The organism is Paenibacillus sp. FSL H3-0457 (assembly GCF_037981725.1).
Lineage (GTDB): Bacteria > Bacillota > Bacilli > Paenibacillales > Paenibacillaceae > Paenibacillus > Paenibacillus amylolyticus.
Window position 1 is genome coordinate 6,538,744 of the sequence record NZ_CP150283.1, and the last position, 16,100, is coordinate 6,554,843.

The window sequence follows — 16,100 nt, forward strand, 5'->3', positions numbered from 1 at the left end:
TTCACCACGATCCGGACTGGACAATGAATCTGCACTTTAATCAGATGTACTGCACTTGATTGCGTACCACTGCCTCGTCCGGAATCATCGCATGAAATGCCTTCTTTGCTGCTCTTATTTCTTAATGCTACTCCCTACATTCACGACTACTCTACCAATACAAGCTTGTCCTGTGGGAAAATCAGGCTAACACGTTGCCCACTAAGGTACGGTGTTTCCATCTCCTGATTTGCTGTAAAGTCACCCAGTTCCGTCTCAATTACATACTGATAACTGCGTCCCAGATACGTGCTGACTTTGATAATCCCCGGCAAAGCATTCACCACATCCGCAGAAGTATCTCCACTAACGATCAGATCATCCGGACGAATTGCACCTTTACGTGCACCAGGACGTGCTGTTCCAGGATGTGCGGTAGCTGTAAACGTACGTCCACCTGCGCTCAGGGTGATTAATTCATCTGTATCGCTGCGATCCGCAAATTCAATAAAATTATGGAACCCGATGAATCGTGCTACAAACTCCGTTGCCGGATATTTGAAAATGGTTTCCGGGCGGTCGAGCTGCTCAACCACGCCTTTGTTCATAATCGCTACCTGATCCGAGATCGAGAAGCACTCTTCCTGGTCATGAGAGACATACAGCGTTGTAATACCCAGCTCTTGCTGAATGCGGCGAATCTCCACCCGCATGTTGAGTCGCAGGTTGGCATCCAGGTTACTGAGTGGTTCGTCGAACAAGAGCAGGTCAGGTTCAATCACCAATGCACGAGCAATGGCTACACGCTGACGCTGTCCACCGGACAGTTCTTGTGGAAAACGTTTTTCAAATCCATTCAGGTTAACGACTTCCAGGATTCGCATCACACGGGAAGAGATATCCTTGTCTTTCACCTTGCGCATCCGCAGGCCAAAGGCCACGTTGTCATAGACAGATAGATGCGGGAATAACGCATAACTCTGAAATACAAATCCGAAGTTCCGCTTGTTCGCCGGAACCTTCGTATAATCCTTGCCGCCGAACATAAACTTGCCCTGTGATGCTTCCAGAAATCCGGCGATGAGGCGCAGCGTAGTTGTTTTGCCGCAACCGCTCGGTCCGAGCAGGGAGAGCAGTTTACCTTTTTCCAGCTCCAACTGAAAATCCTTCAGGATTGTCTGCTTATCGTATGCCACGGATACGTGGTCTAATGTCAGCAATGCCATAGCGTTCTGCGCCTCCAATTAACGTTTAGTAAAGTATGAAAATCCGCCCATGATCCGTTCGATCACGAACATTAAGAGTCCGGTCAGTACCATCAATAGCACGGAAATCGCGGCAATCGTTGGGTCAAAATAATTTTCCACATACGTCAGCATCTGGATCGGTAATGTGCTTACCCCTGGTCCGGTCATGAACACCGAGATGTCCACGTTGTTGAAGGACTCCAGGAAAGCAATCAGCACGGCAGCGATAATTCCTGAGCGGATATTAGGCAGCACGATCGTGAAGAACGTTCTTACCCGTCCCGCACCAAGACTCAGCGCAGCTTCTTCCACTGCAAAGTCAAAGCTCGACAGACTCGACGCGATAACCCGAATGATAAATGGAAGCATGATAATCGTATGACCAATCAACAATCCGAGATACATCGGCAGATGGTAGATTACGATCAGGTATTTCATCAATGTAAAACCAAGCACGATTCCCGGGATCAGTACCGGGGACAGGAACAGTGCGTTCAGCACGGACTTGCCTTTGAAATCGTAACGACTAAGTGCATACGCAGCCGGAACTCCGAGCACCAGTGCCAACAAGTTTCCCAGTAAGGAAATGATGATGGACGTCTGGAATGTGCGGAGGAAACCGCCTGTGTTGAAAATATTCTCATACCAGCGGAAGGAGAACCCTTCCGGCGGAAATTTGAGTACCGTTCCCGGTTCAAACGAAGTGACCGATATGATCAGAAGCGGGCCCAGCAGAAAGATAAAGACCAGCAGACTGAACAGGCCCAGCCCGATATGTTTCTCCCGCATATGTCTACCCCTTCGGATTTAAAGTTTTGGCCATTTTGTTCATGACACCAACCACGACAAATGTAATCACAATCATAATCGCGGCAACAACCGAGGCCAGATACCAGTCGTTGAGGGTCATGGCGTTTTGATACAGGAACGTAGCAATTACACGCTGTTTTCCTCCAAGGAGGGCAGGTGTGGTATACGCCGTCAGGCTTCCGACAAAAACAAGCACGGCTCCGATCACAAGTCCTGGCACAGCCAGTGGGAACACGACCCGGCGGAATGCCGTAATGCGCGATGCGCCCAGACTTTGTGCTGCTTTGAGCAGGTCACCGTCAATGTTCTCAAGTACACCGACCAGAGAGATAATCATCAGTGGCAGGAACAGATGCGTCAGACCGATCATCATCGCTGCCGGCGTGTACAGAATGTCCAGCGGCTTGTCCACGATACCCAGGCCAACAAGGGTATTATTGATCAGCCCTTTGCGTCCAAGAATGATCATCCAGCTAAACGAGCGCACGACCGGGCTCGTCAGCAGCGGGAAGATCGCCAGTGCCAGCAAAATGCCTTTGCGGCGTGGCGCTTTCTGCGAGATATAATAAGCTGTCGGGAATCCGAGCACCACACAGACGATGGTGGTGACCACGCTGACTTGCAGCGTCGTAAGCAATATTTTCAAAAAGTATGGGTCTCTGAAAAAATGCATGTATCCTTCAAACGTGAAGGAGTTTTCTTGGAAAAACGTCGACCCGATCGTCAGGACAATCGGAATGATCATAAATGCCGCCAAAAACACGAATCCCGGCAGCAATAGCCAGTAGATTACTGATTTCTTCATCGCGATACTCCTGACTTGTAAATTTAATTCGAGATTGATACTTGAATACTCCGATTGCAGTACCGTCCTTCGATCCCTGTTATCCCCCGATTTATTGATTCACTTTCATAGGTAAAAATCGGGGGATAAAGGGGAACGCTTCGCTTCTCCAGATCGGTTCTGCACTCTCCGCAATCGTATAAATATCTAATTGGGGCAGAGCAACTACGCGTTTAACGCGTTGATAAACAGTTCAAGGAATGCTTCCGCATCTACGGTTTCGCAGACGAGGGTGTTGGGCTGCTCGCCTAAACGGTTTTGGAAGTCACATACCATCTGACCATCGCACAGGCGGCTGGCGGTTTCGACATCCACGTAATACGATTTGCGTCCTACCAGTTCCGGGGCAAGGACTACGCCTACGGCTAGTGGATCATGTAAAGCGCAAGCGCGGACGCCGTTCATTTGTTCGTAACGGTTGATGTAAATCTCTGTGCTTTGAGCGACGTATGCACGTATTACAGGATCTGTGAGGCGCTCAATCGTTGCTTCATTCAGCAATGTTTGACGCGTCACATCCAGTCCGACTTGAGTAAGCTTCTCGATGCCTGCGTGCAGTACAATGCGTGCCGCCTCTGGATCAGCGTATGTGTTGTACTCAGCGGTTGGTGTAATATTGCCATGTCCGCGAACAACACCACCCATGAAGATGACTTCCTTCAATAAAGAAGGTAATTCAGGGCACTTCATAAGCGCGAGGGCCAAGTTCGTTAAGGGTGCGGTCATGATTAATGTCAGTTTGCCCGGATATTGCTTGGCTTGTTCCACGATAAAGTCTGGCGCAAAACCTTCCTCGGCTTTCTTGGACACGGCCGGATCAGGCAGCGCACCACCCAATCCGTCCTGTCCATGTACCCGGTGTTCATAATGAGACTTGCGAGTAAGCGGTCCAGCTGCTCCGGCAATGACCGGAATTTCAGGTGCACCCGCGAGTTCAAGAATTTTGCATGTATTCTCTGTTGCCTGCTGAAGTGATACGTTCCCACAGACTGTGGTGATACCGAGAATGTCCAGCTTCCGGCTTTTGACGGCCAGCAAAATCGCCAGTGCATCGTCAATCCCCGTGTCCACGTCCAGAATGATGCGATTTTGCGCTTCACTCATCCGTTCTCAACTCCTATGCGGTGATATGGTTGCTTGCTGCAAATGATAAGTTGAACTAAAGAATATTTACACTTACCACTCCGATGACAGAATAACCTTCCGATCGCTGTTATCCCCAGATTTTTTTGAATCCCTTCTTCAAGGGGAAAATCCGGGGATAAAGGCGAACGCTTCGCTTCTTCACGTTATTTCTGCCCTCTCCGTTCTCGTGTAAAAAGTTTAGTTAAACTATATAGATCAAAGATAACTATTTAGTCGGTTACTTGTTTTTATTGTGCAATCTCACGGTTCCAGCGATCTGTCCAGCCTTTAACCTGTTGATTCACGAATTCCATATCCAGCTTGTTCAGCTTCTCAACAACTTCAGCGCCATATGTTACGCCTTCTGCTTCTTCAGCAGTCAGTTCAACCTTTGTGTTAACCGGGGAATCGACTTTGGCTTTGGCAGATTTCGCTTGTACATCCTGGCTCAGCTGCCAGTTGATGAACTCTTCAGCCAGCTCTTTGTTTTTGCTGCCCTTCACGACATTGATTGTGTTCATCACGGCATATGCACCTTCGCTAGGTGTAACAAACTTTGCATTAGGCACGGCTGCTTTCAGATCTTTGAAATACATTTCCATGATCGGTCCGCCAGCAATCTCTTCTTGGGAGAACATATTCACGAATTCGGATGTTTGACTGTAGAATTTCACCACATTGCCGCTCAGTTTTTTCAGTTCAGCAAATGCCGCATCTTCATTAAACGTATCGTTTCCAGCTACACGGGAAGCTGCATCCACAACCATCGGGCCTGCTGTTGCCGTAATATTCGGAATGGTCAGGTTACCTTCGAACGCCGGGTCCCACAGGTCACTCCATGAAGTCACTTCTTTGGATACGAGATCCGGGTTATAAGCGATACCGAGCTGTCCAACCGTGTAGGCCGGGCCATAATCCTCACCAAGTGGTGCTTTGGCAATATCATAAATGTCATTTACATTTGGAATTTTGGAGCGGTCAATTTTCTCAAACAGACCTTCATCGATACCTTGTTGTGCATAGTAATCAGACAGGTAGATGACATCGACATTCGATGTACCTTGACGGATTTTGTTCAGACGTTCAGCATTATTGCCGACTTCGAGCACGATGTCTACATTATGTTCTTTTTCGAATGGACCAAATACTTCTTCATTGAAGAAATCTTCAGAGAAGCCCCAAGTGGAGATAACCAATTTGTTCGCTGCGGTTCCCCCACTGCCTGATCCGCCTGTTGCATCATCCGTGCTGCTGCCACAACCTGCAAGTAATACTGATGTCATTGCCACTGCTGCCAAACCGCTAATCCACTTTTTCATCATGATCCTGATTCCCCCTGATATATGTGATGTGTATGAAAAAACAAAAAGAAAAGTGCTCTTGTATAAACAAGAACACTTTTCTTCGTAAACAAAGGAAAGCGACACCCGCTGCCGGTACATCATCGGTTTCTGCTTCAGAATCAATCCGAAGACAGACGCCATCATATGAAATTGTACGGAACCTGATCATGAATCCGGGCCATAACCTCTGCATACATCAACAAGAATTAATCCTGCCGATCCATCCTTAGGCCTGTTCCAGAATCACATTTGTGATTGCCCACTGAGTGGACGCATCATAATCCCGCAATATAGCTTCAATTGGCAAACCCATGTGTTGCTCGAGCTTCTCCCGGAATTTCTTCTTATATAAGACAGACATGCGGAAGTCCACTTCCAGCTTTAAGCCGGGGGCCTCCCCTTCCAGGGCGTCAGAGCGCGGTGAACGTCGGTGCTTCGCGTAGAAGGTCACAATATTCTGATCAATGGTCACTCTCAGGAGAGTGGTGCCAAATCCGAACAGTTCCTTCGAAATTTCGTTATAATACTGGCACATCTTCTTCTTGCTCTCATTGCTGTCCAGTAGTTCCATGAACTCACCCACATCTCTTACTACCGTACATTCGACGTGTTAACACGATTGATTATACATAAATATACGATCATAGGCAACCCAAAAGATATAGTTAACATGAGAATAACACATAAAAGCGAACGATGAGACATTAACAACCAAAAACAATTCGTCTTAAACCACAGTGAATTTACATTAATATGCCTGCATGTCATTCCTATACTATTGTTGCTTCTATACTCCGTTTTCATACACAGGATTCGAGGCCTTTGTTTCAACTTTCCCTAATTGGGTACTAATTCCTGCGAAACATAGACAAACTTCGTCATTAACCGTTAAAATGAGACACAATGTTGACATGTTTTTATTTTCTAGAAATTGGAGGCTTATACCATGAAATGTCCAGTATGTAATCACGAAAATGGAGATGCCCATTTTTGCGAGAGGTGCGGCTCTAATCTAACGCAAACAACCTCATCACCAACTCCTGTACCGAACTCGGAATCTGCTGCTTCCGAACCCGAATATACCCGTTGGTCCAGCACGCAGGCTACCTCTTCCCAGGCATCCGTTCCATCCAACACACCATCCATCTCCATTCACAAGGAACAGGCGAGAGAATCAACAGGCACCAATGACCATGCTTCTGCAGGAGACAATAGCTCCAATCAGTGGAATAATATTGTGCAGAATGAGAAAGTTCAGCAAGCCAAAGAAGTAAGCAAACAGTATCTATCCTATTTCCTCAGTGTATTGGCCCGTCCTTATCAGACGATGAAAACCGTTGGTGACCAGCATTCCCTAAACGGATGGCTAACGATGGCGCTAATTGCAGTTCTATCTTCTACATACTTCTTAATTACCTTTAGTCGCATAGGCATGGACGGCTTGTTCATTGGTGGATTTTTAAGACCGTTGTTGTTCACCGTCATTATCCTGATTGCCTCTATTGCACTGATGTACGCTATTCTGAAGATTGAAAAAATAACCTTCCGTCCCAAAACACTGGTTGCCCAGTTTGGTACATTGCTTGTTCCTGCTGTCGTATCCCTTGTTCTGGCGAATCTGTTTATTATCATCTCGTATTCCATCGCGATCTCATTACTTGCTGTCTCGTATATCATTATCTTTGTTGCGCTGAACGCGGTGCTGTTCCAATATCCACTGAATCGTACCAAAGCAGCCATCGACAGCATGTACAGCGTACTAATCGCCAATGCGGTCGTATTCTTTATTCTGTATCGATTGTTGGGTGAGATTATCATTGGACTGATTGGCATGATGCTTTCGCCGTTTGGACGTCTGTAAACTATATCAGTTGGAATAAAGCTGTTTACACTCGTTACTTCGATGACAGAACAACCTTCCGATCGCTGTTATCTCCAGATTTTTTTATTCACTTTTACAAAGGTGAAAATCTGGAGATAAAGGCGAAGCATATGCTTCCGAAGCAGCTTTCTTGCAGAAAGCTTTTAGCTTCCGCTTCTTCAGGTTATTTCTGTCCTCTACGTTTCGTGTAAATGGTTATTTCAATAAATATAAATCTTACTGACTCTTTGGATTTATATTAAGGCCTTCCTTGCTCATGCCGGGAAGGTCTTTTTTTGTTTTTCCAAGGCAGCATTGCACGGAGCATGTATCATACACTATAATGTGTAGTGCAACAGGTATGTTCTTATTTACGTAATAAACCAATCCAGAAACTCCTGTTACGTAATGTGAGGATTCTTCGTTGCCATCAACACTACATTATGTAGTGTATTAATCACTCATTTTACAAAGAAAGCAGAGGAACTCTCTATGGACATGACTCATATGAATCATATGCAAATGGAGCACGAGACAGGTACATCCTACCTGTGGCTCATCGTAGGTGTAATTGTATTGCTGTTCTCCATCGCCGCCTATATCTGGGCATCACGCACACAGGGCAAAATTCTGGGCCACATGAAAAAGAAAGAGCGGGCAGACATCCATAAAAAAAGTCGATCCCTTCGGCTGGCTGCACATGTAATGATGGCAGTGTCGATTATTACGTTTGGTCTGTTCTTCATGCAAGGGGCAGGTAAAACATATAATGTAGCTGATCTGGAGTCCAACGCGACAATCGACGTAACGGACGATAAATATTACGGGGCAGACCATACGGAGGACCCCATTCAGTATGAGATGACAATTCCAACATCGGGACCGCATAATCCGCATGATATCAAGTTTGGATTTTACACCGACTTCCCAGGCTATAATTATCTGGTACACAATCTGGAGCACGGGGACATCATCATCTATTATCGTGAGAACGCAAGCGAGGATTTGAAGGAACATCTGAAATACCTAGCCAAATTCCGCGAAGCCGGAGCAGGTATTCTGGCTGTACCCAACAAGAGTATTCCCGAAGGCAGTGAAGTCGTGGTGACCGCATGGACCAAAACAATGAAGCTCGACCAATTCGACGATGCCAAAGTAGGTACTTTTATCAATAAATATATTAATCAGGGACCTGAAAAGATTCCTGCCTCTGTTCGCCAGGGCGGCGGAACGATGTAATGACGTAATCACTCAGTCATGTGAAGCCCCTCACTATGGAGTAACAATGAGGTTTCTTCCACTGATGGGCATGGACAATATAGGATTGAAACGAAACTAGCTCCCGGATCAAATTGACTCGGGGGCTAATTCTTTATCGACCAGATGCCGATATTTCAAGTAGAAAACTGTATATTTGATATACAATACATACCGAACCAAAGAAGAACGACAAGCACCGAGTAAAGAGACAAAAAGACGATTGATTTAACAAATCAAGGGGGAACACTTTTACCAATGAACAGTTTGTTTATGAGGATCTTTTTATTTTTTTCCTGTCTGATGCTGGCCGCGGGTGCGGTTCTTGGCATTACCATGTACCGTTCATCAGCCCAACTGGTCGAGCAATCCATGGGGATGCAGGCACAGGCTGTGGGTGAACGGGCAGCTGCATTAATTGACACCTCTCTGTATGCACCACTCAGTACCGGACAGGACGAGACAGCGTATTACGACATATTGCGTGAGCAGCTTAGTCAGCTACGCGAGGCCAATGGACTCAAGTATCTGTACACCCTTGGTACACGCGAAGAAAATGGAACAAATACATATTTCTACGTTGTGGATGGGGCTGCTGCGGATGTGGCAGAGGATGACTTCTCCTCTTACGGTTCCGCAGAAGAGACCCATTATGAAGGAATGTTGCAAGCTTTTGAACAGAATGAGCCTATTCGGGGTGAACTCACACAGGATGAATATGGCGCTACCATTACAGCATATGTGCCGATCCATGGGGCTGACGGGAAAGTACTAGGATTGGTCGGTGCGGATCTTGATTCCACTGCGGTCTATGAACTGATGTCCCGCAACCGTATGACCATGATCTGGACAGCCTTGGCTATTGTTCTGCTGAGTGTCTTGCTGGTGTATGGATTCGCCCATTACTTGACCCGACCATTGGTGAAGTTGAAGAAGTTAATTACCCAGGTAGGAAAAGGCGATCTGACCGTCAACGTTGAACTTAGTCGCAAGGACGAGGTGGGACAGCTCGCTTCCGAGTTCAAACATCTGGTTACAGGTACCCGTGATGTCATGACGGGCATCCGTCAAAGCTCCGACTCTCTGCTACAAGCTGCAGAAGGAGTATCGAAACATTCACAGGCGACTGCTGAAGCCAGCCAGCGCATTGCCGAGCATACCAATCATACGGCCAGTGGAGCTGCTGAACAGGTGGCTCGTGCTGGCGAAGTTACGGTAGCCATGGAAGAGATCACACGCAGCATGCAGCACATTGCGAATTCTTCTTCTATAGTCGCGGATGTATCACAGGAAACGACCAATAACGCGGTGCAAGGTCAAGCCAACATCAACACGGCGATGGACAGTATGGACAAAATTCATCAGGCGAATGTGCAGATGGTAGCCTCCACCTCCCAGCTGGAGCAGTACTCAGGTAAAATTGAGTCGGTGGCACATCTGATGAAAGGTATCGCTTCACAGACCAATCTGCTCGCACTTAATGCAAGTATTGAAGCAGCTCGTGCAGGAGAGTATGGCAGCGGGTTTGCAGTGGTTGCCTCAGAGGTTCGCAAGCTTGCGGGGGAATCAGAGCAATCGTCCCAGCATGTAACCGAACTGATCGCCGAGATGACACGCCAGACTGCCCTGTTGTCAGAACATATGTCTGCCAGCACATCAGCAGTCCAATCCGGTCTCGCTGTTGTTCAGGAGGCGGGCCGTTCATTCACATCCATTCATACCGGGATTGAGACGATGAATGAACGTCTGCACGAAGTATCCGCAGCATCCGAGCAGCTGTCTGCCAGTGCAGAAGAAGTATCCGCTTCCGTGGAGGATATGGAACATATCTCACGCGAATCCTCTTCAAGTATCCAGAAGGTATCGCACGCTACCGGTAGCCAGCTGCAATCCATGGATGAGATGAGTGCATCCGCCGAATCTCTGCGGGTATTGTCCAGTGAGTTAAACGGATTGATTGGTCGATTTAAAATATAGCGGGCAGCTAGATTGTTATACAAATTGAACTAAAGAATATTCACACATGCCACTTCGATGACAGAACAACCTTCCGATCGCTGTTATCAATCTATATAGATCAGCCCACAACAAAAAAAGCCGCACGGCAGGGACGGGAACATGGGGGTAATCCCATTTCCGGACACTGCCTGCGGCTTTATTTTTGTACCTTTAAGGATGGCAAGCCTTACAGCTGCCTGAATTAGTAGCGCTGCGGAGCAGCTTTTTTACCCAAATCCGTCATATACGTAAAGAACGCTTCTGGATCGGTATCATACACCAGTTGTACTGGACGTCCGTCTGCTTGCTCCACCGTGCGGCCTTGGCTAGGACCATCCGGGATGACAATACAGTTTACGGTTTTTTTCTTCACGATGTCCTCGCGTCCAACGGAAGCCGTTGTCAGCACATCCCACAGATAGTATGTGGAATTTGTCTCACTGTACACCAGTGGCGGACAACCTGCGTAACAGTTACCCAGGAAATCAACGCCTTCGAAGCGACGCTCTGCTGCCCAGCGGTTACGAACGGCTGGAGTCAGAGGTACTTTGTTCGTGCTTTCCAGTGCAACCAGATCGATCTGGATGCCGCTCTGCCACACGCGGTAAGCGGCTTCCGGGTCCCAGAATACGTTCCACTCTGCTGTGCCATCATGCTCAGGTTCTTCTACGTTACCACGCTCAAATGTACCGCCCATCCATACCAGCTTGTCGATTTTCTCTTCAATGTCTGGTGCTTCGTCCAGTGCACGCGCAAGGTCTGTCAGTGGGCCTGTGAACAGGAGCAACGTTTTGCCTTCGGTATTGCGCACTTTCTCGATCAGATGCTGGTGTGCCGGAACAGCAGAGAGTGGAGCTTCCATTTTGCCGGACTCGTTCAGTACAGGAAGAGCATCTACATAGAAGGAATGCAGTCTCCACGCCGCAGGAAATGGATTTTTCCCTCTGGAGTTGGATTTGGATACCTCTACGGAATATGTACCGAAACGATCGATAATTTTACGGCTGGCATCTGTTGCTGGCTCCAGATATCCGTCTGCCGGAATAACCGATACGCCGGTTACATGTACATTGTCCATTTGCAGAAGCATGAACAGCGATACGAGGTCATCCACGCCGCCGTCATGGTTAAAATACACATTAAGTTGGTTCGTCATGCTTGCTTTCATCCTTCCCCTGGTTGTCCCATTGATGTTGATCATCCGTCTGCCCAAGGCCGACGCTCTCTCTATTATGTCCCATAACCCTTGGCTACGTAAACCTTCCCCATGCAAAGAAAACAAGGATCATGCCTCATCCTGCGGATATTTTACAGTTCCACCATTCCATCTCAGGAGGACAACTGGTAGAGGTCATTATCGTTCGGAAAATAAAGAAATGGACAGCAGGCTTGAAGCCCCGCCGTCCATCTCACCCATTCCATGCATTACATGGAATGGTTCTGTTTCTCTTCATTCTTCTCTGCAATCGGCACATACTTGCCTGGCCAGAAGGCCCATTTACCCAGCAATGCGGTGATTGCCGGTACCATGAACGGACGAACCAGGAAGGTATCCAACATCACACCAACGGCTGTGATAATACCAAACTGTACCAACACCTGAATTGGTAATGTAGCAAGAACCGCAAACGTTCCTGCCAAGATCAGACCTGCAGATGTAATAACAGAGCTTGTCTCGCCAACACCTTCTCTAATCGCTTGACGAAGCGGCATCGTTTTACGTTTCTGCCAGATGCTAGAGATCATGAAGATGTTGTAGTCTTCACCCAGTGCCACGAGGAATACGAAGGAATACAATGGAATCGCTCCCTGGATGGCATCTGCGCCAAGGCCATAGTGAATGATGATCCAACCCAGACCCAGTGCAGAGAAATACGACAGAACGACCGTTGCAATCAGATACGCCGTAGCTACAACTGAACGCAGGTATAATAGTAATAACAAAGTAATCATGCCGATGACCACGGGAATAATGATCTTGGCATCCCGTTCTCCGGTTACTTCAATGTCATACTGTTCAGCCGTCTGACCATCGATCCAGACCTGACTGTCCACATTAGCTACACCAGCGTCTTGAAGCGCCTGTTCCGCAGTAGCTCGCAGATCTGGAATATGCTGCATTGCCTCCATGGAATATGGATTCAGATTAAATTCCACATCAAAGGCGGTAATGTTGGCATTCTCGGCACCCTGCTGAGCATCGCCTACTTTGCTAATGTAATCCAGCGATTCGAGACGTTGCTTCAGATCAGTTTCTTTGCCTTCGGCATCAACGATCACTTTGACTGGAGCCAGCTCACCTTGGGAGAATTGTTCACCGATGACGGTGAAACCTTCGCGGGAAGGTACATCCTCCGGGAAGGAAGACAACAGATCATACGTGAATTTAACCTGAGTAGAGAATGCCGCCAGTCCTCCCAGCAATACCAACGTAATTGCAAGAACGGTCCATGGCTTTGTTACTACAACACGGCCAATCCAGCTTTCCTTCACTTTGCGCGGGGCAGGAGCCGGTTTGCCTTTTTTCTTCGCACGCTCCACTTCCATCTCATGTGTACGTGGTACGAACGGATAGAATGAACCCCGACCGAAGATCGCCAGAAGCGCCGGAACCAGTGTCAGACTTGCAATAAACATGATAAAGATGGACAGACTGAATGGTACTGCAAAGCGATGATATGCACCGTATTCAGCCAGCAACAGTACCAGTAGTGCTGCAACGACCGTGAATCCACTCATAGCAATGGCGCCAGATGATCCGGTAATTGCCTGGAAAATGGCTTTCTTTTTGTCCGGCTCATGATAGAGAATTTGGCGGTATCTGGAGATCATGAACAGGCAGTAATCCGTTCCTGCTCCAAATAACAACACGGTCATGATCGAAATGGACTGTGCATCCACCGTAATCCAGCCTTGATCTGCCATGAATCCGAGTATGGGGCTTGTCACCATATACGCGAATCCAACCGCAATAATCGGGATAATTGCCAGTACAGGCGAGCGGTAGATCAACAGCAACAGTACTAATACCAGTACAACCGTAGCGATCAGCAAGGATACATCGGCGGAGGAGAATAGCCCGCTCGCATCAATGGATATCCCTACTGGCCCTGTCACACGGGCAATCAGTGTATTGGTATCATCTATGGCTACATCGAACGGATTTGCCCCGAAGATGTCTTGTGTTTTTTGCTCAAGTGCTTCAATAGCTTCCTTCAATTGTTCTGAATCGGCACCTTCATTGAAGAAAAGTGGCATAACCAAAGTACTTCCGTCTTCCGAAAGCTGGCCTTTCAATGCCTGTGGTGGCAATTGATAGAGTGGCACAACGGACTGTTGTTGTTCTACCGGATCTTGATCCAGTCGCTCCGTTAATGCCTGAATGTTCTCAATCTGCTCATCCGTCAGACCGCCGGCTTGACGCCATACGATCAGCGCGGGCAATCCTTCACCACCAGGGAATTCCTTCTCGGCAAGTGCAGCTGCCTGAACCGATGGTTTGGATTCACTCAGATCCTGTGCGTTATTGGTTTCACGATCACCTACAGCAGGCCATACCATGCCAAGCACAACGGCGATAATGATCCATACCAACAGCGTAATCCATTTGCTTCGTTTGCCGGCAACCCAGCGGCCGTAACCCGAACCTTCCTGCATTGTCTCTTCATCTCCCTATTCTGTTTCTATGAAGCCCTAATATATATGATGGTGTAGTAATGAACCACGGGTCATAGTATAATCGAGTTAATTATATATACCGGAAGGTTAATTTTGCAATGCCTAATTTTGTGAACACTTCTAACAAGCAATTAAATACGTAAAGAGGTATGTACTTATGAGCAAAAAAACAAACATTCCCCGTTCACCGGGTAGACCCAAAACTGGTGTGGATCAAGCATCTGTACAATCAAACATATTGATGACCGCGTCACGTCTATTTATGGAATACGGGTATGAACCCGTCTCTCTCCAGCAGATCGCTTCGTTATGTAATGTGACCAAAGCATCAATCTATTATCATTTCACCAGCAAAGCCGACCTGTTCACCGTTGCCATCACCCGCATGATGGCGATGGGCATGCAGCAGACTTCGCTCCGTCTGGATGAACCTGGTACGTTGCAAGAACGACTGGTTAAGGTTGCTGAAGCGAAGATGCAGCATTCCCATATTGAAACGGAAACCATGATGCGAGAAGCCGAGAAACATCTGGACACGGAGCAGCTCGCTCAGATTCGGGAAGCGGAGATTCGTATCTTTGAAGTGCTAGCCACCCATTTTCAGAAGGAGATGGATAATGGTTATTTGCGGGTCGGGAACCCTATGCTGCTTGCCCATGCATTTACGTCACTGCTGATGCTCGCGAACCGCGAAGATGTACGAAACATGAATGGCGGCAGCATTGAGGAACTTGCGCAGGAACTGGTGGCGCTATTTCTGGATGGAGCGGTTAGGCGAAACTAAAATATATAGCTGTATCTCAAAAGCAGTTATGCCAAAAACCATCGGGCGATGTAATGAACACACCTACCGATGGTTTATTGGTTGAAATCTAATCATGATTATAGGACTCTGCTCCTGAAAATTTTGAATTGTTCCTGTAATTACTTCCCTGTTACTTAGTCGACAGTGATATAAATAGATATATTAGGACCATCACTACTATTCTCCGTATAGAATTTACCTTCACCCGTTGGTCTTCCGTTTTTAAACATGCCCACATAGACTAACTTACCGTTTAAGTACCCTTTACCTTTGCCGGTAATAGCTCCATTTTTAGCCTGCCCATCATAGATGATTACACCATCTTCGTACAATTTAATTTTGCCAGAATACGTGGGTACTCCTTTATCAAATGCACCAACATAGGCAATTTCTCCATATTGATATGCTTTACCTTGTCCCTGTGGCAAACCATTCTTAAACGTACCCTGATAGAACATTTCACCATATTCTGTATACCACTTACCTTGACCATGAAACGAACCATTCAAAAAATCGCCCTTATATTTAACCGTTCCATCTGGATAATATTCGGTACCCTTACCTGAAGGAAGCCATGTTTCCTTATCCACCTTACCAACATAATTAAACTTTCCATTTGGGTAATAAGTCTTTCCCTGTCCATTAGAAATATCCGAGTACAGCTTTCCATCTGCGTTATACCTTTTTCCTTCATGAGGCATTCCCGCTACAAACTTACCTTCAAAGCTCTTCTTCCCATTTGGAAAGTAGGATATTCCTTTACCATTAGGAACACCATTTTTGACTTCTCCCACATATCTGTGTTTCTCACCAGAAAGAGTAATATAGATTTCTTTTTTCGCTGCTAAGACCTGTCCAGGTGAAGTAAACAGCGGTGTAACCAAAATTAAAAAAACAGTAAACCACTTCAAATAATTCTCTAACTTTCGCATTTCGTTAAATCCCCATTTCTATTATATAAAATCTATCGGCCTGCTAAGGTAAACTGATACGTCTCTTTAAGACTATGAATGTCTGGTTTACTACAACGCAGCTATGTATACAGTACAGCAAATCAAAATATGTAATTCGAGCAGAGTAATACGAATCTTCAAACTAGGTTTCTCTTCGACTTAGCAAGCACGACAATACTTATATCGACCATTATAGCTAC

The 16,100-nt window shown here is 46.8% G+C and carries 13 protein-coding genes; 4 read left to right on the forward strand and 9 right to left on the reverse strand.

Features of this window, described 5'->3' with window-relative positions; all coding sequences use genetic code 11:
* Window positions 1-146: 146 nt before the first annotated feature.
* The 6 genes from MHH25_RS28765 to MHH25_RS28790 all read right to left on the reverse strand — a co-directional run bounded on the left by MHH25_RS28765 (window position 147) and on the right by MHH25_RS28790 (window position 5,919).
* Complete coding sequence (locus MHH25_RS28765; RefSeq protein WP_340018678.1) at window positions 147-1,205, reverse strand: ABC transporter ATP-binding protein; 1,059 nt, start codon at window positions 1,203-1,205, stop codon at window positions 147-149.
* 18 nt (window positions 1,206-1,223) lie between these two features.
* Window positions 1,224-2,015: an ABC transporter permease gene (locus tag MHH25_RS28770; RefSeq protein WP_017691790.1), complete on the reverse strand. Its 792-nt coding sequence runs from the start codon at window positions 2,013-2,015 to the stop codon at window positions 1,224-1,226.
* Window positions 2,016-2,019: 4 nt separating this feature from the next.
* Window positions 2,020-2,841, reverse strand: coding sequence for an ABC transporter permease (locus tag MHH25_RS28775; RefSeq protein ID WP_036612869.1), 822 nt, complete (start codon window positions 2,839-2,841; stop codon window positions 2,020-2,022).
* A gap of 204 nt (window positions 2,842-3,045) precedes the next feature.
* Complete coding sequence (locus tag MHH25_RS28780) at window positions 3,046-3,984, reverse strand: nucleoside hydrolase (protein WP_340018679.1); 939 nt, start codon at window positions 3,982-3,984, stop codon at window positions 3,046-3,048.
* A gap of 269 nt (window positions 3,985-4,253) precedes the next feature.
* Complete coding sequence (locus MHH25_RS28785; RefSeq protein ID WP_036613093.1) at window positions 4,254-5,324, reverse strand: ABC transporter substrate-binding protein; 1,071 nt, start codon at window positions 5,322-5,324, stop codon at window positions 4,254-4,256.
* Between the two features lie 250 nt (window positions 5,325-5,574).
* The gene (locus tag MHH25_RS28790; RefSeq protein ID WP_017691786.1) at window positions 5,575-5,919 is read right to left on the reverse strand and encodes a Na-translocating system protein MpsC family protein; all 345 of its coding nucleotides are present in this window, start codon (window positions 5,917-5,919) and stop codon (window positions 5,575-5,577) included.
* Window positions 5,920-6,294: 375 nt separating this feature from the next.
* Here MHH25_RS28790 and MHH25_RS28795 point away from each other — a divergent pair, with 375 nt between their 5' ends.
* The 3 genes from MHH25_RS28795 to MHH25_RS28805 all read left to right on the forward strand — a co-directional run bounded on the left by MHH25_RS28795 (window position 6,295) and on the right by MHH25_RS28805 (window position 10,443).
* Window positions 6,295-7,209, forward strand: a complete 915-nt coding sequence (locus MHH25_RS28795) for a hypothetical protein (protein ID WP_340018680.1) — start codon at window positions 6,295-6,297, stop codon at window positions 7,207-7,209.
* A gap of 492 nt (window positions 7,210-7,701) precedes the next feature.
* Window positions 7,702-8,448, forward strand: a complete 747-nt coding sequence (locus tag MHH25_RS28800) for a DUF3105 domain-containing protein (protein WP_340018681.1) — start codon at window positions 7,702-7,704, stop codon at window positions 8,446-8,448.
* Window positions 8,449-8,724: 276 nt separating this feature from the next.
* Window positions 8,725-10,443, forward strand: a complete 1,719-nt coding sequence (locus tag MHH25_RS28805) for a methyl-accepting chemotaxis protein (RefSeq protein ID WP_340018682.1) — start codon at window positions 8,725-8,727, stop codon at window positions 10,441-10,443.
* Window positions 10,444-10,666: 223 nt separating this feature from the next.
* On the opposite strand, the gene MHH25_RS28810 is transcribed toward MHH25_RS28805, so the two are convergent.
* Both MHH25_RS28810 and MHH25_RS28815 read right to left on the reverse strand, forming a co-directional pair.
* Window positions 10,667-11,620, reverse strand: a complete 954-nt coding sequence (locus tag MHH25_RS28810) for a nucleoside hydrolase (protein ID WP_017691781.1) — start codon at window positions 11,618-11,620, stop codon at window positions 10,667-10,669.
* A 269-nt stretch (window positions 11,621-11,889) separates the two neighbouring features.
* Window positions 11,890-14,121 (reverse strand): MMPL family transporter, encoded by a 2,232-nt coding sequence (locus tag MHH25_RS28815; protein ID WP_340018683.1) that lies wholly within the window; start codon window positions 14,119-14,121, stop codon window positions 11,890-11,892.
* A 178-nt stretch (window positions 14,122-14,299) separates the two neighbouring features.
* Between MHH25_RS28815 and MHH25_RS28820 the strand changes: the two genes are divergently transcribed.
* The gene (locus MHH25_RS28820; RefSeq protein WP_340018684.1) at window positions 14,300-14,926 is read left to right on the forward strand and encodes a TetR/AcrR family transcriptional regulator; all 627 of its coding nucleotides are present in this window, start codon (window positions 14,300-14,302) and stop codon (window positions 14,924-14,926) included.
* A gap of 155 nt (window positions 14,927-15,081) precedes the next feature.
* Here MHH25_RS28820 and MHH25_RS28825 read toward each other — a convergent pair whose 3' ends face one another.
* Window positions 15,082-15,879 carry a hypothetical protein gene (locus MHH25_RS28825; RefSeq protein WP_338707243.1) on the reverse strand — a complete coding sequence of 266 codons (798 nt, stop codon included), beginning with the start codon at window positions 15,877-15,879 and terminating at the stop codon, window positions 15,082-15,084.
* Window positions 15,880-16,100 lie beyond the last annotated feature (221 nt).